14 protein-coding genes and 1 pseudogene are annotated in these 20873 nt (G+C 66.9%); 4 read left to right on the top strand and 11 right to left on the bottom strand.

The window, feature by feature from the left end:
• The first annotated feature begins 38 nt into the window (after window positions 1-38).
• Window positions 39-332 (top strand): annotated as a pseudogene (locus tag IPI67_35590) (hypothetical protein).
• Window positions 333-690: 358 nt separating this feature from the next.
• Here IPI67_35590 and IPI67_35585 read toward each other — a convergent pair.
• From IPI67_35585 to IPI67_35570, 4 genes are all read right to left on the bottom strand, one after another.
• Window positions 691-2010: a hypothetical protein gene (locus IPI67_35585; protein MBK7585496.1), complete on the bottom strand. Its 1320-nt coding sequence runs from the start codon at window positions 2008-2010 to the stop codon at window positions 691-693.
• The gene (locus IPI67_35580) at window positions 2007-2726 is read right to left on the bottom strand and encodes a hypothetical protein (protein ID MBK7585495.1); all 720 of its coding nucleotides are present in this window, start codon (window positions 2724-2726) and stop codon (window positions 2007-2009) included. The genes IPI67_35585 and IPI67_35580 overlap by 4 nt, the downstream gene beginning before the upstream one ends.
• Before the next feature lie 257 nt (window positions 2727-2983).
• Complete coding sequence (locus IPI67_35575) at window positions 2984-4216, bottom strand: glutamate dehydrogenase (GenBank protein MBK7585494.1); 1233 nt, start codon at window positions 4214-4216, stop codon at window positions 2984-2986.
• A gap of 121 nt (window positions 4217-4337) precedes the next feature.
• Window positions 4338-5588: a 2-isopropylmalate synthase gene (locus tag IPI67_35570; GenBank protein MBK7585493.1), complete on the bottom strand. Its 1251-nt coding sequence runs from the start codon at window positions 5586-5588 to the stop codon at window positions 4338-4340.
• Window positions 5589-5700: 112 nt separating this feature from the next.
• On the opposite strand from IPI67_35570, the gene IPI67_35565 reads away from it, so the two are divergent.
• Window positions 5701-7239 carry a radical SAM protein gene (locus IPI67_35565; protein MBK7585492.1) on the top strand — a complete coding sequence of 513 codons (1539 nt, stop codon included), beginning with the start codon at window positions 5701-5703 and terminating at the stop codon, window positions 7237-7239.
• 19 nt (window positions 7240-7258) lie between these two features.
• On the opposite strand, the gene IPI67_35560 is transcribed toward IPI67_35565, so the two are convergent.
• A complete protein-coding gene (locus tag IPI67_35560; protein MBK7585491.1) occupies window positions 7259-7816 on the bottom strand; it encodes a biopolymer transporter ExbD in 558 nt (185 codons plus the stop codon).
• A 178-nt stretch (window positions 7817-7994) separates the two neighbouring features.
• Window positions 7995-9872, bottom strand: a complete 1878-nt coding sequence (locus IPI67_35555) for a response regulator (protein MBK7585490.1) — start codon at window positions 9870-9872, stop codon at window positions 7995-7997.
• Window positions 9873-9945: 73 nt separating this feature from the next.
• On the opposite strand from IPI67_35555, the gene IPI67_35550 reads away from it, so the two are divergent.
• Both IPI67_35550 and IPI67_35545 read left to right on the top strand, forming a co-directional pair.
• Window positions 9946-10608 carry a TlpA family protein disulfide reductase gene (locus IPI67_35550; protein ID MBK7585489.1) on the top strand — a complete coding sequence of 221 codons (663 nt, stop codon included), beginning with the start codon at window positions 9946-9948 and terminating at the stop codon, window positions 10606-10608.
• Between the two features lie 243 nt (window positions 10609-10851).
• Window positions 10852-11136, top strand: a complete 285-nt coding sequence (locus tag IPI67_35545; protein ID MBK7585488.1) for a (2Fe-2S)-binding protein — start codon at window positions 10852-10854, stop codon at window positions 11134-11136.
• Window positions 11137-11196: 60 nt separating this feature from the next.
• On the opposite strand, the gene queD is transcribed toward IPI67_35545, so the two are convergent.
• The 5 genes from queD to IPI67_35520 all read right to left on the bottom strand — a co-directional run bounded on the left by queD (window position 11197) and on the right by IPI67_35520 (window position 20786).
• Window positions 11197-11559 carry a 6-carboxytetrahydropterin synthase QueD gene (queD, locus tag IPI67_35540; GenBank protein ID MBK7585487.1) on the bottom strand — a complete coding sequence of 121 codons (363 nt, stop codon included), beginning with the start codon at window positions 11557-11559 and terminating at the stop codon, window positions 11197-11199.
• 35 nt (window positions 11560-11594) lie between these two features.
• Window positions 11595-13202: an FAD-binding oxidoreductase gene (locus tag IPI67_35535; GenBank protein MBK7585486.1), complete on the bottom strand. Its 1608-nt coding sequence runs from the start codon at window positions 13200-13202 to the stop codon at window positions 11595-11597.
• Between the two features lie 26 nt (window positions 13203-13228).
• Window positions 13229-15232, bottom strand: a complete 2004-nt coding sequence (locus IPI67_35530; GenBank protein MBK7585485.1) for a hypothetical protein — start codon at window positions 15230-15232, stop codon at window positions 13229-13231.
• A gap of 15 nt (window positions 15233-15247) precedes the next feature.
• Window positions 15248-19675: a translocation/assembly module TamB gene (locus IPI67_35525; protein MBK7585484.1), complete on the bottom strand. Its 4428-nt coding sequence runs from the start codon at window positions 19673-19675 to the stop codon at window positions 15248-15250.
• A 145-nt stretch (window positions 19676-19820) separates the two neighbouring features.
• Window positions 19821-20786: an endonuclease/exonuclease/phosphatase family protein gene (locus IPI67_35520; protein MBK7585483.1), complete on the bottom strand. Its 966-nt coding sequence runs from the start codon at window positions 20784-20786 to the stop codon at window positions 19821-19823.
• Window positions 20787-20873 lie beyond the last annotated feature (87 nt).

The raw sequence follows: 20873 nt of genomic DNA, 5'->3' as shown, positions 1-20873 counted from the left end.
ACACCTGCGCTGCGGCCACGGGCTGCGCGCACACTCCGATCAGCGGTTGCGGCCCGGACGCGGGTAGCGGTGGCAGCGGTGGCACGGGTGGCGCAACGGGCGGAACCGGCGGCACGGGCGGAGCAACGGGTGGCACTGGCGGAGCAACGGGTGGCACCGGCGGAGCAACGGGTGGCACGGGTGGCGCAACGGGTGGCACGGGCGGAGCAACGGGCGGCACGGGCGGCGCAACGGGCGGCACGGGCGGCGCAACGGGCGGCACGGGTGGCGCAACGGGCGGCACTGGCGGAGCAACGGGCGGCACGGGTGGAGCAACCGGTGGCAGCGGTGGTGCCTCGGGTTCGGGTGGCTCGGCGACCGGTGGCGCGGCGGGTGCGGGCGGTTCGAGCAGCGGTGGCGCTGCCGGTTCCGGAACCGGTGGCGCTGCGGGCTCTGGGATCGGCGGCAGCTCGACCGGCGGCAGCTCGACCGGCGGCAGCTCGACCGGCGGCAGCTCGACCGGCGGCAAAGACGGCGGGGTCGGCGCGGCGGACGCGGGCAGCGAGAGCTTGGACGTCGGCGACGATGGAGGCTGCGGCTGCAGCGTGCCTCGGTCGGAGACACCAGCCAGCAGCTGGCTCGCGCTCACGGCGCTCGGTGCGTTCCTGTCGCGCCGTCGCCGCCGTGCTTGATGCGCGAGCGCGCTGTCGATCAGCGCGTTCGCGGAGCGTGTCGCAACAACAATGCGTGCTCGCGCCGCGGTCGCCCGCGGAACGCGGCTTGGCTCGGCAAGTGAAAGTTCGGCCGCTCTTGTGATGCTTGTGCCCAGACCACCAGTCCCGCGCTCTCGGCCAGGGCGGTCGTCACCTCGTCCGCGCGGAACGCGCGACCGGACAAGGCGCTGTCGGCAATGATGTAGGCAGCGGCGCCCTGGGGGGCCAAGAGCCGCGCCATCTCCTTCAGGCAAGCACCGAAGTCTCGTTGCCACATGCTGAGTGCAGCATCGAACGTCTTGCCTTTCGCACCGCGGCGCGAGCCGATCTCCTTGAGCTGAAAGCGCTCTTCCTCCAGGCCCAGCCAGCGCAAGCGCACGGCGTGGTGCGCGTAGTAGTCGTACACACCGGGATAGGGTGGTGATGCAATCGCAAGGTTCACACTGCCGGCGGTGATGCGATCGAGGTGGCGCGCATCGCCCGCCGCAACCTTCACTTGCACACGCGGGTCGGCGACCAACTTCGAATAGGCCCCGAGGCGGCGCACCAGCTCTTCGGTCTTTTTCACGAAAAAATCGATGGAAAAACCCGAGGGCAGGCGGCGCGCGGCGGTGCGACTGGTGGTGTCCCCGGGCTGTTTGCTGACCTTGGTCAACATGCTCGAGAGCACCAGAAAGAGCGCGCGTTTCATCTCACCACGCGGCATGGCTTCGATCCCGTGCGCCAGGCTGTCGAGCTCCAGCAAGACGTGTGCGTCGAACAGCTCGCGATCTTCTGGCCCATACAGCCGCGTCGGTTTTGCCTTGGCCAACCGCCGCGCCTCCGCCCTTTCGGCGATGTCGATCGCGGCATCCACCAACGTGGCCGACTCACGTGTGCCGAGGCCCAGGGTCTTGAGCCGAGTCAGCTCGACGGCGAGCGGATTGGCGTCGATGCCGAGGGCGCGCCGTCCCAGACGATGGGCCTCGACCAGCACCGTTCCACTCCCGCAGAAGGGATCGAGCACCGTGTCCCCCGGCTTCGAGAGTCCCCCGATGAGGCGCGCTGCGGTCTGTGGGTGGAGGCGCGCCGGGTAGCTGTGGAACCCGTGCACGTGTTGCATGGTGCTGGTCTCGTCGGAACGCACAGCCAGCGCGGCTTCGAGCACCTTTGCCGCGCGCGCGTCGCCGCGGGTCTGCACGCTGCCCCCGACGTGGGACAGCGAGCGTCGTTCACGCCGCTCCGGTGGAGGGAGCTTCTCCTCGAGCGGTTCAGCCTGGCGTTTGGCGCGGCTCTCGCTGGGTTTGTGAGCTCGCTGCTTGGGTTTTGCCGCGTTCATTCGGGGAGGCGCCTCAGCGCGCTCCACGGAAACGGCTTCCAGAACGGAGTGTCAACGTCTTTCGCCGGATCGAGGCTGAACCAGGTCCCGCCACCCGGCGGCCGCAACACCTGCGCGTTCTGCGCGGGCATGAAACTCTGGCCCAGCAGCGCGACGCGCTCGTCCCCTTTTGTTGCGATGTCCAGCACCAGCACGACGTGGCCCGGATTCCCCGGAAGGATGAAGAAATCCCCCGCCCGAACCTGATCCGGCTTCACGGGTTTTGCCTGTTTCTCCAGGCTCACGGTGTTGGCCCAGGCAAAGACAGCGTCGAGGTATTTGCGGAAGCTCCGGTGGTCGTCGCTCTGCTTCGAGCTTGGCACCCATTGAATGCTGGCGCCGTTCGGCACGATGCGTTCGCCACGCGCCCAGCGCGCCCAGGGGAGCTCCAGGCCCGCCGCCGCCCGATAGCTCATGTCCCGCCGACCCAACGACCAACGCCACTCCGAGTGCAGGCGAATCACCGTGTCGGCGCACTGCTGCAGATCCGCCTTGCTGACATCGAGGGCAACGACCGCGGCGATGCGGGGATCGTCGGCGGCGTGAAGAGTCTTGCCATCGTACGCGCGCACGGGCGTACCCGCCTCCGCCAGCGGTAGCTCACGCAGCCACGACGCGAAGGATTTCTCCGCCACCGGCACACGAATGAACCCGGCCGGTGGTGCAAACCGCGTCACGAGGCCATCAACCGCCTTCGGCCCAAGAGCGGGCTCGACGAGCCACGGATAGGCGTCCGAGCTCGGCGGCGTGGCCGGCCTTGCGCTCGCCGCGGGGGGCAGCAGCTGAGGTAGCGGTTGTGTGCTTTCGCTCGTGGTTGGCGTCGAAGCACTCGCCGGAGTCGCCGGCGGCTCAGCACGGGGCGTGGGATTCGGAGGTTCGCGGCACGCGAGAAGCTGCGCCGCTGCAAGCCCGGCGATGAGCAACCTCGTCGTGTTCACCCGAGCCCGCGCAGATCCGTGGCTTCCTTGACCCGGCCCACCGCCAGCACGAACGCCGCGGCTCGCATCGAGCATCCGTGCTCGGCCATGGTCTTCTTGATCGCGGACCAAGCGTCGACCATGTACTTCTCGAGCTCGCGGTTCACTTGTTCCTCGCTCCAGCGGTACTTCTGAGTGTTCTGCGTCCACTCGAAATAGGACACCGTCACGCCGCCGGCGTTGGCCCAGATGTCGGGCAAACACACGATGCCGCGGCGGTTGAAGATCTCGTCCGCCTCCATGGTCGTCGGGCCGTTGGCCGCCTCGACCACCCATTTTGCCCGGATCTTCTCGGCGTTATCTCGGGTGAGCACGTGTCCGAGGGCTGCCGGCACCAGTACCTCACAATCCGCGATGAGCAGCTCTTCGTTGGAGATCGGCGTGCTGCCCCCGAATCCCACCACGCTGCCGGTTGCAGTGACGTGCTCGACCAGCCGCGGAATGTCGAGCCCGTCCGGGTTGGTGATGCCACCCTTCACGTCACTGACTGCGACAATGCGTCCGCCCTCGGCGTGCACCAGCTTGGCGAACCAGCTCCCCACGTTGCCAAAACCCTGAACGACGAAGCGGGTTCCGGCGAGCTTGCGCCCTTCAACCGCCAGCACCTCTCGAATCGCAAACATACAACCGCGACCGGTCGCGGCGTCGCGGCCGTAGGAACCGTGTAGCTCGATCGGCTTGCCGGTCACCACTCCCGGCGAGAAGCCGTAGCGCTTGCTGTACTGGTCGAACATCCAGGCCATCACCCGGGCATTGGTGTTCATGTCCGGTGCCGGGATGTCGGCGTCGGGGCCGATCAGCGCTGCGATCTGATCGATGAAGCGCCGGCTGAGGCGTTCGAGCTCGCGGCGGCTCAGCTTGCTCGGGTCGACCTGGATGCCGCCCTTCGCGCCGCCGAAGGGCACGTTCACCACGGCGGTCTTCCAGGTCATCAGGCTCGCGAGGGAGCGCACCTCGTCCAGATCGACGTCCGGGTGGTAACGCAGGCCGCCTTTGTACGGGCCGCGGGAGTTGTCGTGCTGGATGCGATAACCGATGAAGTTGCCGATGCCGCCGTCGTCCAGCTCGATCGCCAGCTCGACCCGGAGCTCGCGACTCGGGGTCAGCAACAGGGTCTTGTAACGCGGCGACAGCTTGAGCAGGTCGAAGGCCTGGCACAAATAGTGGTTGGTGGTCTCGGTCGCGTTCAGGCTCATGGGTGGCTCCCTCCGGCTCGACCGAGCCTAACGCGCCCGGGCCCGACGCCAAAGCGCGACGGCCACTCGGGCGAGCAACGGCGGCTGCGAGGGGGAAACGCGCCCGCCGCTCGCCTCAGTTCGCGCCTTGGGTGTTCACGACGGCCATCACTTCCTCTTCGGTGAGGATGTGGTCGCTCTCTTTCGCCTTGCCCAGGATCGCCTTCACGAGTGTTTCGCTCGGCTCGATGTTGCGGGTTCGGAGCCAGTACGTCACGTTGCTGGCGCCCGACATGTAGCCGATGACGATCTCTTGCTGACGTCCGAACATGCCTGCGGGCACGCCGCTGTAGATGCGATCGGCCAGCCAGGCATCACCCTTGGCTTGCGCCTTGATGATGGCCGCGGCGTGGACTCCGGTCGCGGTCCGGAACGCGTCCTGTCCGACCAGCGGGTAGTTGATGGGAATGTGCCAACCCACGGCCTTCGCCGCCGTCTCGCAGTACTGCACCAGGTGGGTGAGGTCCTGGTGCTCCAGCATTCCGAGCAGCTTCAGGTTGAGCAAGATCAGCTCCATTTGTGCGTTGCCGACCCGCTCGCCAATGCCCAGCGCACAGGCGTGCACCCGGCTGGCTCCCCACTCGAGGGCGTAGATGGCGTTCACCAGGCCCAGGCCCCGGTCGTTGTGGCCGTGCCAGTCGATGCCGACCTCGGCGCCCATGCCCGCGATCACACTCTGCGTGAACTGGATCAGGTTGCGCACCCCGTCTGGCGTGGCGTGGCCGACGGTGTCACACAGGCACAGACGCGACGCACCGTGGTCGACGGCCAGCTTGAACAGCTCCGAGAGCACCTGGGGACGGCTGCGCGTCGTGTCTTCGGTGACGTAGCAGACCGGGAGTCCGCCCTTCACTCCGACGTCGATGGCTTCGGCGCTGCGCTTCTTGATCAGCTCCAGATCCCATTCCTCTGCCAGCGCGCGGATCGGGCTCGAGCCCACGAACGCGTAGACCTCGATCGGCATGCCGGCCTTCTGCGACAGCTCGACCATCGGGCTGATGTCACTCGGCACCGTGCGCCCTGCGCACGCGACCCGGATCTCGAGCTTGTTGTTCACGATTTCCTGGCAGATGCGCAGGCAGTCGTCGAACGCACGTTTGCTGGAGCCGGGCAGGCCAATGTCAGCCTGCTGAATACCGAGCTTGTCCATCAAGTGCACGAGCTCGAGCTTGTGTTCGATGCTCGGGTCTTTGACGCTGGGGTTCTGCAGTCCGTCCCGCAGCGTCTCGTCGAAGAACTCGACGCCACTCGGGATGACTCGACCCTTCCGGGCGATCTCGTTCCAGTCGTAGACCAGATCGTCGTTGCGAGGGGGCTGGCTCGGCATGCTGGGAATATGGCTCACGGCTGCTACCACTCGCAACCCCAGTTGCGGATTGGCCCGCGCGAAATGGTGCTCGATGGCGCGGCGCGCTATGCCGTCCTAAGGTCTCCGTCTGATGCCTTCTGACGCTGTGCGCAGGCTCATCCGTCAGCGCCTGTCCGACGAGGTTGGCCGAATCGACAAGGACGCCGCGCACCGCGTCGCGCTCGTTTATCCCTCACCCTACGCCGTGGGCATGAGCTCGCTCGGCTATCAGCGCATCTATCGCGCGATCCAGGGCATGCCGAACATGGTCTGTGAGCGCGTATTCCTCGACGACGGCGGCGAGGAACCCGGCGCGCGGGTCGAGGCTCCGGTCAGCTACGAGGAGATCCGCGAGCTGTCGGATTTCCCGGTTCTCGCCTTCAGTGTCGCGTACGAGCTGCAGCTCGGGGGTCTGGTGCGCATGCTCGACGCTGCGGGCATCAAACCCGAGCGCGCCCTGCGCGGTGACCGCGCACCTTTTGTCCTGATGGGGGGACCACTCACCTTCAGCAATCCGCTGACCCTCGCGGGCTACGCCGACGCGATTGTGATGGGGGAGGCAGAAGAGCTGATCGGTTTTGTTCTCGAGACCGTGTTTGCCGCACCGAGCAAGGCGGCGGCGCTCTCGAAGCTCGCGGCCCATCCTCACATCTTCGTGCCGGAGGTACACGGCGAGGTGTTGCCACAGATCGCGGCCTGTGACGACGCGCTCTTGCCCGCGGTCAGTGTGATTCGCACGCCTCATACCGAGCTCCGCGACATGCTGTTGCTCGAGACGGAACGGGGCTGTTCGCGCGGTTGTACTTACTGTGTGATGCGACGCACGACCAACGGGGGCATGCGGGTCGTGCCCCAAGAGGTCGTGCTGGCCGCCATCCCACCCGACGTTCGACGTGTCGGTCTGGTGGGCGCGGCAGTCAGCGATCACCCGCGCATCACGGAGATCGTGCGGGCGCTGGCCGACCGGGGCACCGAGGTCGGGCTGTCGAGCCTGCGTCCCGATCGCCTGAAGGACGAGTTCGTGGACGCGCTGGTGGCGGCCGGTTATCGCACACTGACCACGGCCCTCGACGGACCGAGTCAGCGCATGCGGGATGTGATCGAACGCCGCGGCCAAGAGCAGCACTACCTTGGCGCGGCTCGCAGCGCGCGCGCACACGGGATGGATCGCCTGAAGCTCTACTTGATGCTGGGTTTGCCGGGCGAAACGCCTGCGGACATCGACGAGTGTTCGCGCTTCGTGACGGAGCTCTCCAAGATCATCCCGGTAGCGCTCGGCATCTCGCCGTTCTGCGCCAAGAAGAACACTCCCCTCGATGGCATGCCGTACGCGGGGGTGGCGACCGTGCTCGGGCGGCTCGAACGACTGCGGCGTGGACTCAAGGGTCGCGCCGACGTGCGGTCGGTGAGCGCGAAGTGGGCGTGGGTGGAGCACACGCTGTCCCAGGGAGGGATGGCCGAGGGGCTCGCGGTGGCAGAAGCGGTGCGCGCCGGCGGAACGTTCGCGCGTTTCAAACAAGTGTTCGGCGCACTCGGCCACTACTCCGACGGTCGCGGCTACGCCGACGCGGTGCCTCCGGTGAAGCCCGACCGGGAACGCAAGCGGCGGCTCGCGCTGGCCGAAGGTTGAGGGTGGCCGGTCGGCGCCGTCAGTTTGCGGCGAAGGTGATGTTGAACGCCGGCACCGTGGTCGTGGTCATTCCGACGCGCCGCTCGCGCCGCTGCGCCTGCAGTGCATCCATCACCGCCACCAGCTCGCCGAACTCGGCGTCGTTCCGGGTGTGAAGGACCGCCTGGTCACTCTTTTCGTCAGTAGCGCCTCGGTGAACGCCCTGGCTGCGCCACTCTTCCGCCAGCCTCTGCTCGAGGTCGGGAAAACGCACGTCGCCACTCTCGGTCTTGACCGGCTTCCTCTCGACCTCGGAGGTCGCCACCACCGTCTCGCCCTGCTTCCAGGCCAGCGCGAACTTCTTTTCCTTGAGCTCGACGTGCAGCCGTTTCGGTTTTTCGTCTTTGCAGGGCCCGTCGTCACACTGTTTGCCCGGCACGTTGGCCGACGCCTCGACCCGCGCCATCTGCGACCACACCGCGGTGATCAAGAGAAACGATACCAGGCACAGCAGAAAGTCGATGAATGGCACCAGGGGCAACTCCTGATTCGTCTCGCGCCGCTTCGATGCGTGGGAACCCGTGTCGATTTGAGCCATGCGTCCTCCAGGGCCTCCGACCCGAACGGGCGGCAATCCTTGGGGCGCCCGCCGAGAACGCGGCTCAAGACCTGTCCAGGCACGCGCCTCCCCGCCCCAACGAAGTGAATTCGTTGGGGCCCCACCCCACGCGGGCCGGCCTCGCCGGCTTGCGCCGGGCCAATTTTTGGACAGCTCTTCAGCGCTTCGCCAGGCGGTCGCGCACGATGCTGTGAAATTGCTCGACTTCGAAGGGTTTTTCCAGCCTCGGGTTCTCGACCTGGAGCAGGAACTCCCGCGCTCGTCGGGTGAAGGCGCCGCCCGTCATGAACACCAGCCGCTCCTCGAGGCCCGGGTGGCGTTGGGCCAGCAGCCCGTGCAGCTCCATGCCGGACATCTCGGGCATCAGCAGATCGCAGAGCACCAGGTCGAAGCCGCGGTCAGTGCCGAGCAGCGCGAGGGCATCCGCCGCGCGGGTACAGACTCGCACGTCATAGTCGTCGGCGAGGGCACGACTCAGCGTTTCGGCGACCAGCGCGTCGTCGTCCACCACGAGCACGCGCGCTCGCTCGGCTCCGCGATGTGGGCCGCTCTCAGGCTTCTGACTCTCGGTGACCGACTGAGTGCCGCGGGGCAGTGCGATCTTGAACGTCGTTCCGCGCCCGAGCTCACTCACGGCAACAATCGTCCCGCCGAGTGAGCGTACGATGGCGTGTGAGATCGGCAGGCCCAGGCCGGTGCCCGATGGCTTGGTGGTGAAGAACGGGTCGAAGATGCGGCTGAGGTGATCGGGCTGGATGCCGACGCCGTTATCCGAAATTTCGATCTCGGCGCCGCCGTCGTCCCCCGTGCTGAGCCGGACCGTGATCTCATTTTCTGGCCGCCGGCTCTCCGGCAAGGCCTGGGTGGCGTTCAAGAGCAGGTTAACGAACAGCTGCTCCAGGCTGCTCGGGTCTGCATCCACACGAGGCACGCCGAGGTTGTCGCAGACCAGCTGTGCCCGTTGGTCTATGTCGCGTGCCGTGGTGCGCAGCGCCCGCTTGACGACCTCACCCACGTCGACTCCGCGGTGCTGGTTTCGTCGCCGCCCGGAGAGCGACGAGAGCTCCTTGAGGATGTGGCCGACGCGCTCGGCTCCGTGGCGAGATTCGGCCAGTCGCTCGGAGAAATGGGCCAGGCGCTCGGGGCTCGACTCGAGCCGAGGCAGCTCACGAATCAGGTACTCGAGGTTCAGGAGCAGATACGCCAGCGGATTGTTGATCTCGTGGGCGACGCCCGCCGACAGGGTCCCGAGCGAGGCACTGCGGTCCGCGGCGATCACTCGCGATTGATCGTGCCGGCGTTGGGACAGGTCGCGGGCCACCACCAGACACGCGGGCTCACCCTCCCACTCGGTCGCGAGGCCCAGGCACTCCACCTCGAACAGCCCTCCACCCCGACGTCGGATCCGCATCCGGATCACGTGTCGACTGTTCGGTGACTCGAGCAGGTCCTTTGCAGTTTGGACCGCGCGCTCGACGTCGTGTGTGTGAATGACCTCGGCAATGCGTGTGTTCGCCAACGTGGGCAGGTCGGCGACGCCGACCCAGCGCAGGAGCACCGGATTGACGTAGAGCAATCCGCTTCGTCCAACCACGGCGACGCCATCGGGCGCGGCGTCGAGCAAACGCTGAAAGTTGCTGCGCGCGCGCGCCAGCTCTTCGACCACCCGCTCTTGCTCGCCGATGTCACGAAAGACGAACACGTCGCGCAGCCCATCGTCGCTGGTCGCCTTGGCGACGCGCGCACGGAGTCCAGCCCCGTCTCTTCTTCGAAGCGTCGCGCGTGTCCACCGGGCGCTCGCTGTGGGCTCACCCTCGAGGTGGGCCAGCGTATCGGCGGCCAGGTAGGCGCTCGGGCCGAGTTGCTCGATTTCGTGCTGCTCGTAGCCGAGCAGCCGGGCCGCTGCCTCGCTCACGAACTCGTGGCGGTCGCGGGCGTTGCGGCGGACGACCGCCACCCCGACGCCCGCCCCGTCGGTCGCCGACAGGAGCCCGGGCGCCAGCTTTCCCGGCGGCGCTGGCGGGGGTTCCGGCACAGCTCCAATGTACCCGACCAGTCACTTCTGTACAGGGATGGCCCTTCGGCGCGCGCTGATCTAAGTAGGCGCTGTGAAGCCGGCCCAACTCGCCCAGCTCGTCGTCGTGGCCGCCGCGGCGTTCGGCGTCTACTCCTTTGCCCGCACCGCGCGGGACGGCGAATCGCGGCGGGTCTGCACGTCGTTGTGTGCGATTGCTCCGACGTACGCTTCGCGCAATCGCGCCGCGCCGGATTTCGAGCTGCCGGCGCTGACGGGCGAAAAGATCAAGTTCTCGAGCTTTCGCGGCAAGGTCGTGATCCTGAACTTCTGGACCAAGTCCTGCGGCCCGTGTCTCGAAGAGATGCCGTCGCTCGCTGAGCTCGGCAAGGTGGTCAAGACTCACGAGAACATCGTGCTGGTCACCATCAGCACCGACGACGGCCCCGAAGACGTACGCGGCACGCTGATGAGTGTGCTCGGCACGGACAAACCCCCGTTCATCGTGCTCATCGACCAGGACGCGAAGGTCGTCAGCGAGAAGTTCGGCACCAAGCTCTACCCCGAGACCTGGTTCGTCGACCCGAAGGGTGTGATTCGCGCGCGCATCGACGGAGCGCGGAACTGGGACGGCTCCATCCCGATGGGATTCGCGGAGGCTCTCAAGGACCCATACGCCTGCGAGATCAACTTCCAGCGCGGCCGCCCCGCCGGCGAACACGCACCGCTCTGCACCGAAGTCGCCGCGGTGAATTGACGCCAGCGCTTGTCCGCGCGCGCGATAATTCGCGCGAGCGCGCTTTCGCCGGGGGAGTCGGCGCCTGTCCCGCGGGCGCGCTTTCGCCGGAGCAAGTCGGCGCCTGGAAGCACAACCCCCGCGCACCCGCGCAGGGAACAGCGCCCCGGACGCTCACGTTCGGCCCGGCGAGAACCGATCAGGGGTGCCCACCCCCGCAGAAAATGATCCTCGCAGCCGCCGACCCCCGCTAACCTCGCACTCGTGAAGACGTTCATCTGCCGTTGCGAAGACGTGACCCTTCACGAGCTCGAGCATGCAATGTCGCTCGGGCACCGCGACATCGAGTCGGTGAAACGCTACACCGGGTTTGGCACCGGTTGGTGCCAGGGAAAGTGGTGCATGGCGCTCGCCGCGAGGATGCTGGCGGAACGCGGCGGCGATCCCGGTCAGGGTTTCACTCCGCGGCCGCCCTACCATCCGGCGAAGATCGCCGATCTGGCCGGCATGGACCCGGAGTGGGGTTACGAAGAGCCGAACGAAGAGTGAGGGGTCAGCCGCCGCGTCGCAAGCCTCCGCACACGGTCACGCCACGTCGGTTTGATGGCGTCAGTCGCCTTCGTATTCACAGCGCGCGTCGCACGTCTCGTACACGGTGACGCGCACCAGCTCTGGCAACGTGGGTTTCAAGCGTTCCCACAACCAGCGAGCCAGGACCTCGCTGGTCGGGTTCTCGAGCCCCGCCACATCATTCAAATATCGGTGATCGAGGGCGTCGTGGATCGGTGCCCACACCGCATCCAGATCGCCGAAGTCGAGCAGCCAGCCGGTCTTCGGATCGACGGGCCCGGCGATGCCGATCTCGATCTTGAAGCTGTGGCCGTGCAGGCGCTGACACTTGTGTCCCTCGGGCACGTTCGGCAAGCGGTGTGCGGCCTCGAAGCGGTATTCGCGGATGAGTCGGACTTTCACGGCGCCGCGGAGCTTAGTGCCGAACGTGGGCAACGTCAGGTCGGTTCTGGCAAGAGCACCCCGGGATTCAAGATCCCGGCCGGGTCGAGCTCGCGCTTTGCAGCCAGCAGCGCCGACAGCACGAGCTTCGGTGTCTGACGCTCGTACCAGGGGCGAAAGTCGCGGCCCACTGCGTGATGGTGGGTCGTCGTGCCGCCGGCCTCGAGCATGGCATCGGTGACCGCGGTCTTGATGAGCCGCCACTGCTCCAGCTCGTGCCCGACCCGCGCCGGGGTGATCACAGTGAAATACGGAGCCGCCCCGTCCGGATAGGCATGGGTGATGCGACAGCTGACCAGCGACTTCTGCCCGTTCTCACCCGCCGCCGCCTGCGCTGCCGCCACCACCTTTCGGTGCAACGCCTCGAGGCCATCCCAGGTGACCGCCGTCTCGAAGGTCTCGACGAAGATCCCGCGCGCAACGAGGGCGTCCCGCAGGTAGGGCGCCCGCAAGAACGCCGCGCGCCAGGCACCTTCCGCCGCGTCTCGCTCCTGTGCGTCGTCGTGGCGAGTGCGGAGCGCGCCGTCCGCCAGCACGCCGCCGTGATCGCGGCACAACTGCGCGGCCCGCGCGCCCCAGGCGTCGAGGTTGTGGTCCCCAGACTCGAAGCCGAGCATGAGCACGGCCGCGTCACCGCCGGCGGCCCCGTTCATCATGGCCTCGAGCGGATCGAGCAGGCGACAGTTGGAAGGCATGAGCCCCGACTGCCCGAGCGCCCGCACCGCTCCGAGCCCGTGCGCAAAATCCGGAAACCGCACGCTCGCCTTGGCGCGGAAGCGCGGCCGCTCGAAGACGCGCATCCATGCTTCGCAGATCACGCCCAGCGCACCTTCGGAGCCCATGAACAAACGGTCGGGGCTCGGACCGGCACCGTCACCCGGCAGACGACGCGTGCTGATGATGCCGGATGGAGTCACGACTCTCAGGCACTCCACCAGCTCGTCGATGTGGGTTGGACCGGTGGCAAAATGTCCGCCGGAGCGGGTTGCGATCCAGCCGCCGAGCGTCGAAAACTCGAAGGACTGCGGGTAATGCCGCAGAGAGAGCCCGTGCTCTCGCAGGCCACGCTCGAGGGCGGGGCCGAAGATGCCGGCCTGAATGCGCGCGGCACGCGACGCCATGTCGACCTCGACGACCTTGTCGAGCCGCGCGAGGTCGATCGAGACGACGCCTCGAAAGCGATCACCGCCCGGTGCTTCGACGCCGCCACACACACTCGAGCCGCCACCGAAGATCACGGCCGCGGCTCGGGCACTGTCACAGAAGTCGAGCAGGGCGGCGACGTCTGCCTCGGACTCGGGAAAGGCAACGTAGTCCGGCGGGTTCTCGAACGCTCCCGCATACCCGCGCACGAGGTCTCGGTAGCTCTTGCCGTAGGTGTGCGAAGCTCGCTCGAAGCGATCGTCGCTGAGCAAGCGCGCGATGGCCGGTGTCGGCTGGATGCGCGGCGCACGAAGTTCGATGTCCTCGAGTCGTGGCGCGGGCTCGACGCTCAGCGGCGCGATCTGGAGCAGGGAAGGCAGCGCAGCCTCTGCCGCCGCTAGTTGCCCCGGATCGGGCCCCACTTCTTCGTAGCCCCAGCCCCAGAAACTGCGCTTCGGCATGTCCGAGGTTAACCCTCGAGCGCGCGTCACGGATACGGCGACTTCACGCTCCCGTGGCCGTCGCTGACTCCCGTCGAAAAGAACTCGACGTACTGGTCGATGGCTTCGTCCGCAAAGATGAGCGAGCCGTGCTCGGCGGGTTTGCCGCCCATCTTGTCGAACTGGCAGAGCACCGCCGTGGCACCGCCGGGACCATTCCCTGCGGTTTTACCCGACAGTTCGCTGAACCCCGACGCAGCGCTGACCCGGTTCAGGAGTCCGGCTCCGGCCGCGCGCGCCAGGGCCTCACTGGTCGAGTTCGGCACGATGGCGTCGTTCACGACCTCTTGAATCAACACGTCCCGCGGTTTCCAGTCGGGCACCCCCGGGAGCGGTTCGAAGGCCGCGTGTCGCGCGTAGTTCAGGGGGTCCCCAGGATCGACGATGGCCTGGGTGAAGGCCATGAAGCGCGCGACCGCACCGAAGGGCGTGCCGGCGGGCGTGAGTGACTTGACGACACCGATGCTGAACAGGTTCGAGTCTCGGAGCAGCATCATCAGCCCCGCGCCGCCGACGTTCCAGGTGGCCTGAGTGATCTCTGGAGCGAGCGCGAACACCGTGGCGCCCTGCACGCTGCCGAACGAGTGACCGATGTAGAGGATGCGCGAGAGATCGAGATCGGGTTTGCCGTCCGGGGCTGGGTTGCCGTTTGCATCGAGCGGGAGCAGATCCAGCGTGCCGAGGCTGTTGATGAAGCGCACGAGCTCCAGCTGGTCGACCGCCATCTGGCGGAAGTTGTCCCGCGCGCGGCCCATGTCGAACTCGAGCGAACCCTGCTCCACGCCGAAGAAATTGAAGGCGCTCGCAACCACTGAATCGTTGCCGTCGCCGCGTGAGCCGTGTTCCGGTGAGTCGATGGCGAACACCGCGACGCCCTTCGGGTCGACGCCCGCGAGTCGCTCTGTCGTGCCCCAGTTGCCGTCTTTGTTTCCGCCCAAGCCGTGCTGGTAGATCACCACCGGCCGCGGCCCGCTCTCGCTCGCCTTCGAGAACGACAGAAACACCTCGAGGTTCACCGCCTTCTGCTCGACCGGTGCCCCGGCCGCATCCAGCTGCCACTTGCCGTCGGGTTTGGGTTTGCGCAGCTCCGGCGCGGTGAAGCTTGCACGAAAGCGCACACGCGGATCCGGATCCTTCTTCGGGGTCTCCACACTCCACGCATCGACCAGCGGCGGCGCAGGCGCCGCACGCCGAGCCTTGCCGACGGCGATCATTCCGCTCTTCACGTCTCCGGTCGTGAACAGCGTCGCGGCGACGACGTGGCGTAGCTCCGTGCCGACGACCGTTGCGGCTTCCTTCAGGGCCGAGCGAAGCTCGACGTCGTAGCCGTCCTTCGAGCCGCCCAGCGCGCGCGCCATGTCCGGTGCGCGCCCGACCGAGGTGCCGTCTCTTGCCAGCAGCTCGTCGGTGACGGCAAACACGTACCGCGTCGCCGGCCGCAGGGGCGTCGCAGGCTCGGCGAGCAGGGTGTAGTCGGCGGTCGGGAAGTCGACGTCCGCCGGTTGTTCGAAATAGCGAGGCACGAGCCCCACGGCCTTGCCGTGCTCGGGAGAGCTCGCGTCGACATCGACCAAAAACAGGGGTGTGCCCGGCTTGGTGTACTCGGAGGCGTCGCGGGCGGGGTCCAGGACCGGTGGCTCGGCGTCGGGCAACACCACCAGACCCCGAGCATCGATCGGGCCCGAGAGCCGCGCCGCGATCCCACCGCTGGTCGAAAAACCATCCAGCTCGTTCAGCTCGGTGAGGGTGATGGCGTAAGCGGTCGCCAGTTGATCTTTGGTGTTGTCGGGACCAAGCCTGACGCGTATCCCCGTCGCCGTGGTCTCGTCCGCGACGCTGTACCGATTCGACGGAAACAGCGTCAGCTCGGTCTCGGCTGGCGCGCCGTACAGCACGACGACTGACGCAGGCGTGGCAGCACCGCCCGCGTCATCGTCGCTGCCACAGCCCACGAGCCCCAGCGCCAACAGCAAGAACCCCGGTCGCTGCATCGGACGATGGTACCGCTACTCGAACTCCAGCCGCCAGCGGATGTCTGCTCCGAGGTTGCCCAGCGACGAGCTCGAGATGTCGTTCACGTTGTCGTAAGAACCCTCGAGGCTCACGCGGTTGTTCAGGCGCCACTCCAGGTTCGAGCGGATCTCGCGGGATTCAGCCAGGCCGCTGGTCACGTTGGCTCGAATGCGCTCTGCCAAGCGCTTGCCGATGGTGACCGTCGGCTCCGTGCGCCCGGTGCGCGACGAATACGCGCTGCCGAACCGGAATTCGTCGATCAGCGGCACGGCCTCCGTCACTGCACGGTCCGCTCCGCTCAGTGTGCCCAGGGCCTCGAGCGCCACGCTCTCACCCACACTCGCGCTCTGCGCTTGATCGAGCTCGGCTCGGGTCAGGCCGACGGTGAGCAGCAAGAAGATGTCGTCCTGCGCCAGCGCGGGATCACTCGTGAGATCGATGTTGAGCTTGTCCGCGTCACCGTGGGCCCGCATCGAGATCCGCCAGCGTCCACCCTGCGCCGTCGTGCCGCCCTGGCCCGAGCCGCTGGTCGGCGTGGCGGTTCCGCCCTTCTCTGCGGAGCTGGACTCGCTGTAACGCCGATATTCGGTCACTGCGGTCACGTCCACCTGCGGCGCAATGCGCGTCAGATCGTCGAAGCGCACGACCCCCTGCCTGATCTCGAACTCGTTGCGGCGCAGTTTGATCGTGCCGCCCTGCTTCAGCTTCACCTCACCCCGCAGCCCGAAGCGCTGGTTGGTGCCGGCCAGGGTCAGCCCATCGGGATCGAGGGCGAGCTCCGCCTCGATCAAGTTGTTGCGCAGCTTCAGGTTGCGGTCGCTCTTGAGCGTGACCTCGAACTCGAGGAAGTCGTCCGCGGGATCGTAGGCCTCGAACACAGTGCGTTTTCCGCGCTGCGCGAGGCTGGCGATGTCGGCGGTCATGACCACGGGCCGCGTGTACTCGAACGACTTGAGCAGCACGTTGCCCGTGACACCCGGCAACTTGCGCTCTCCGTCGACCTCGGCCTCCCAGGTGGCCACCAGGTCGGCATCCACGCTGCCTTTCACACCCTCGGCCAGCGGCAACGCGATGTCGCGGGCGGTGATGACTCCCCGCACCGCGCCCAGGGAAAAACCCTTGAGCGGAGCGCTGCCTTCGATACGCAGACTGCCGTTGCCGACACGGGCGGAGGCTCGAGCGAGTCGCAGCTCGTCGTTGTCGACCGCGATGGAGAACTTCAGGTCGGTGATGGGAGAAAACCCACGCAGCTGCAGCTCGCCGCCCTCCAGATCGAACCCCCCCTGGTAGCGGAGCGCCGAGGCGGGACCGGAGACCTGGAGGCCCCCTGAGAGTCGGCCTTTCACGGACTGCACGCGGGGGAATGCACCGGAGAGTTTGCTGAGGTCCATCGGTCGCAGCGTCAGCGAGGCATCGACCATTGCGCTCTTGGCGATGTCACTCACGTCGCCCCTGAGATCGAAGACACTCTCTTGCCCAGTCGGCGTGCGAATCGCCAGCGCGAGCCCGCCGATGCCGAGTTTGCCGTCCGCTAGGGTGATGTCCTTGGCGCCCGGCAGCACCTCTGCCGAGACGCCCGCGCGTGCGATGGTCATGCGCTCCACCGCGAACGAACCCCGGGCGGAGCTCGGCCGATCGAGCATCAAGTCGTCGATCTGGAGTTTGCCGCTGAGCTTGCCCGTGGTCTTCGAGCCGGCGGCTGCCGGGGAGAGCTCGGCCAGCGCGGCCAAATCCAGGTCGCTGAACGTCACGCTGCCCTTGGCGTTCTTGCTGCGTTGCCGCGTGACCCGCAGATCCTTGAAACCGATCTGTCCGCCGAACATCTTGCCGTCGACGTGGAACGTGCCGACCGTCGGATCCGACTCCCACTCGGCCCGGTCGAACGGTGCCGTCACTTGGCCGCCGCAGCGCGAGCGCCCGATGACCTTCAGCGGGCGTTTCTTGGGCTCGAGGCGCACCGACAGCTCCGAGGCGGGCAGGGTCTTCGTGCCGGTGCGCATTGGCGAGACGCGCACGTGGCTGGAGAAGGCGAGCTCGTCGACCGTCCCGTCGACCTCGGCGACACCGCTGCCGCGCGCGTCGACCAGGGAACCGAGCATGCCCAGCGCGTCGATCTTCGAGAGTGGCACCGCGGTCCCGACCATGTTGCCGCGCACCACGCCCCCTTGGCGCATGGTCAGCGAACCGAGCACGGTCCCGGTCCCCTTCGACAGCGTGATGCTGGGCACGTCCAGCTCGATGCCGAGGTAACTCGCCTCGCGATCGAGCCAGCGGAACTCGAAGTCGGCGCGCCCGCTGTCGTAGCGCTCCTCGAACAAGTCGAGCTTCTTCATGTCCATGCGCCCGAGGACATTGAGCACGCCACCGCCGCAGCGGTCCTTGTGCCCACCAAGATCGTAGTGGACGCGCGCGTCGATCTTTCCAGTCCCGTGGATGGGATCAAAGCGCGGGTCTTGATCGAACAGGAACATCGCCAAGAAGTCCCGGACGTCCAGGCGCTCGGCCTGCAGGGTTGCGTCGGCGATCACCGTCGAGCCGCTGTCGAAATCGAGGCGTGCAGTTGGAATGACGAATTCGCTCTTGTTCTTCCTGCCGCGGATGTCGAAGAGGTCGACCTTGAGCGGGCGGAAGCGCAGCTTGGCGCTCTTGATGTCCCCAACCGGGAAGCCGCCGAACTCGAACTTGTTGATGGCGAGATCGCCGGTGAGCAGCGGATCGCCGGATTTTCCGGCCATCTTCACGGTCAGCTCGGCGGCGCCGGCCCAGGGAATGTCGACCAGCGGGCTCACGTCCGACAGCTCGATCTTCGAGCCCTTGCTGACCTCGACTTGCATGTCGTTGTGGAAACCAATCGAGACCAACGGCGAGACGATGGTGCTCTTACCGAAGGTCGCTCGAGTGTCGTAGAACTCGAGCGCGCCCGCCCGCACTCCGAGGCGGCCACGGATGGTGGCAGCGCGCACACCGATCATGTGTTTACGCGCCGGGTCGTGGAACGCGCGGTTGTAGATCTCGAAGTTCTTCGTCTCGGCGTACAGGTCCGCGTCAATGTGCAGCGGTGACAGCGTTCCCTTGATGTGTGTCGCCCGAGTCTTGTCGAGATCCCAAGCGACGATCGTGTTGGGGGTCACGCCCAGGTCGCGCATCAGCGCCGAGAACGAGACGCTGCTGCCTTCGACCCGCCCGGAGCTGATGGGTGCGCCCTTCTCCAGCGGCTCGATGTGAGTGTCGCTGACCACGACCACGCCGTCGGCGAAGTGCGTCTCGAGACGTGGAACGTCGATCTTGTCGTCGCGGATCTCGACGGTCGCGTCGAGCTTCTTGGCCAGCCGATAGTCGGCCAGCTGAAAATCCCCTCCCCGGAGCCGCCCGCGCACATCCGGCAGCTTGCCGGTCTTGGTGAAATGCACGTCGCCAGCAAAGGCCGCCCAGCCCGACAGCTGAGCCATCTTTGCGTAACGATTGGCCAGAGAGACCGGTCCCCGGACCACCACGTGCCCGTCGACGAGCGGGGTCTCGCCGGGCCGCAGCTCGAGCCGGAGCTGAGAGAGCCCGAGCGCGACTCGCGCGGCGTTTTTGTCGTCTTCGGCCAGACATTTGGGCAGCGTGTGCTCGCCCGGGTCCTGGTCCGCCACACCCGAGAGCGCGAGCCGGCGCACCAGGATCGTGCTGCCCTCGATCCGCACTCGCACATCCAGCCGACAAATGGCGTCTTCGTCGAAGGCCGTGTAGGTGAACTCTCGGTCGCTTGCGCCGTCAATCTCACCACGTCGGTTGAGCGGAGCGCCGCCGGTCTTCAACGTCACCAAACGTGGGGTGACGATGCTGGTCTCCGCAGCGCGCAACCCCACCTCGAACACCGGTCCCTTGTCGGCGAACACGTCCATGTCGATGGGGCCGGTCTTGACCTTGACGCCATCGACCTCGAAGTCGATTTCGGCCTCCGTGATACCTAGCGACGAGAACGGCGCGCGCTCCAGCTTCTTCGACGGCGTCTTCTGCTCCGGCAGGCGATACGCGAGGTTCACGAGCTTCCCGTCCTTGAGGACCACTCGAGAACGAGGGCGCTGGATCTCCACGTCGCCGACGTCGAGGCGTCCTGCCAAGAGCGAAAAGAAGCGCGGGTGTACGGCCACGCTCTCGGCCAGCAGGAACGGTGCCCCTCCGTCCGAGGACGGCACCACGATGTCATGCAGTGCGACGGTCAGCGGCAGGAGTTTCATCTCGACGCGGTAGCTGGCCGTCACGCCGAGCTCTTCCTGGAGCACGCGCGCGGTCTCCGACGACGCCCAGGCGAGCACCGGCTCCGAGCGAATGGCGACGGCGAGCGCGAGCGGAACGGCCCCGATCAGCGCGAACAGCGCACAGAGCAGCCGCGCGACCAGGCGGCCGAAGTCGATGGGGCGCCGTCCGAGGGCCATGAGGGTTAGACGACAAAGCGTACAGTGCGCGGCAAATTATCCGCGCAGGCGCCTGTGATTTCAGTCACTTACGCCAAAAAGCTCGTGATTTTCCTGACGCTTTCCCCGGGCATTTCCCCGAACGCCTTCGTCGGGGGAGCAACCGTCAGTGCAGCATGTAGGTCGCTAGCACGGGGTCGTGGTCGCTGGCGGTGTTGACCGCGCCATCGTGCAGGATGGTGACCGAAGCCGCGTCGAGCAGCGTTGCCGCGGCCGGATCCCCCAGCTGATCGTCATAGAGCTGAGGGCTCCCGCCGAACGTGACGCTGTAGCGATCGGCCGCCGGCATGGCCGCCGTCGAGCTGGTGAACGTGCTTGGGTTGCCGGCCAGCGCATCGAGCGGGGGTGAGCCCGGGGTCGAGTTGAAGTCGCCAAGCACCACAATCGCCACGGCCGGGTCACCGAACTGGATGCCGGTTGCGATCTTGCGGGTGCGCTCCGCCTCCGCGACCCGTTTGATGGCGCTCGTCGGGTCGCCGTCCTCCGCTTTGAAGTGGATCCCAAGCAGCGCGAAGTGGCGCGTGTTGACCGTGAGGTGAACCTCCAGCACGTCCCGCGCAAACTTGAAAAATTGGCCAGTATCGCTGGAGGCTTTGAAGAACTCCCCCTTGTGCGACGGCCCGATCTCCATCGGCAGCTCGGAGAGAACGGCGATGTCGATGCCGCGCGGATCATTACCCTGGGTGATCGCCCGGTGGGGATAACCGCCGAGCTTGGCTCCCAGGTCGTTGACCACGGCCATGTTCTCGACCTCTTGCAGGATCACGACGTCGGGTTTCTCCCCCGCGATCACGCCGGCGATGGCGTCGAGCTTCGCCTGATACTCGCCCGCGGGGACGATCGTCTCGTCTGCCTGTTTGATCTCCAGGCTGTCCCGCTTGTCGTTGAACAGGTTCTTCACGTTCCAGTTCATCACGCGGACCGGCACGGGAGGTCCCGGCGCCACGTCCACGGCCGCGTCCGGAGGTCCCGGCTCCGCGTCCTTCTTGGGAGTCGAGAAATCTTGCTCGGTGCCCGGGCAGCCGGCCACGGCAAGGGACAGGGGAAGCAGCAGCGCTGCAATTCGGCGCATCGCACTGCAGCATGGCGCAGGTCCGTGCCCGGGGTAAGGTCATTTCTGATGGGATTGTGCTAAAGGCGCGCCCCGCGGCCGCCCGCC

It is taken from the genome of Myxococcales bacterium (assembly GCA_016706225.1).
Classification (GTDB): domain Bacteria; phylum Myxococcota_A; class Polyangia; order Polyangiales; family Polyangiaceae; genus JADJKB01.
Note: the sequence above shows the minus strand (reverse complement) of the source record. Positions and strands in the feature narration are given on the sequence as shown.

What these genes read in the sequence shown, in the direction of transcription:
- IPI67_35585 (MBK7585496.1), bottom strand. Translation starts at nt 2,010, where the DNA reads ATGAACGCGGCAAAACCCAAGCAGCGAGCTCACAAACCCAGCGAGAGC.
- IPI67_35570 (MBK7585493.1), bottom strand. Translation starts at nt 5,588, where the DNA reads ATGCCGAGCCAGCCCCCTCGCAACGACGATCTGGTCTACGACTGGAAC.
- IPI67_35565 (MBK7585492.1), top strand. Translation starts at nt 5,701, where the DNA reads ATGCCTTCTGACGCTGTGCGCAGGCTCATCCGTCAGCGCCTGTCCGAC.
- IPI67_35560 (MBK7585491.1), bottom strand. Translation starts at nt 7,816, where the DNA reads ATGGCTCAAATCGACACGGGTTCCCACGCATCGAAGCGGCGCGAGACG.
- IPI67_35535 (MBK7585486.1), bottom strand. Translation starts at nt 13,202, where the DNA reads ATGCCGAAGCGCAGTTTCTGGGGCTGGGGCTACGAAGAAGTGGGGCCC.
- IPI67_35530 (MBK7585485.1), bottom strand. Translation starts at nt 15,232, where the DNA reads ATGCAGCGACCGGGGTTCTTGCTGTTGGCGCTGGGGCTCGTGGGCTGT.
- IPI67_35525 (MBK7585484.1), bottom strand. Translation starts at nt 19,675, where the DNA reads ATGGCCCTCGGACGGCGCCCCATCGACTTCGGCCGCCTGGTCGCGCGG.
- IPI67_35520 (MBK7585483.1), bottom strand. Translation starts at nt 20,786, where the DNA reads ATGCGCCGAATTGCAGCGCTGCTGCTTCCCCTGTCCCTTGCCGTGGCC.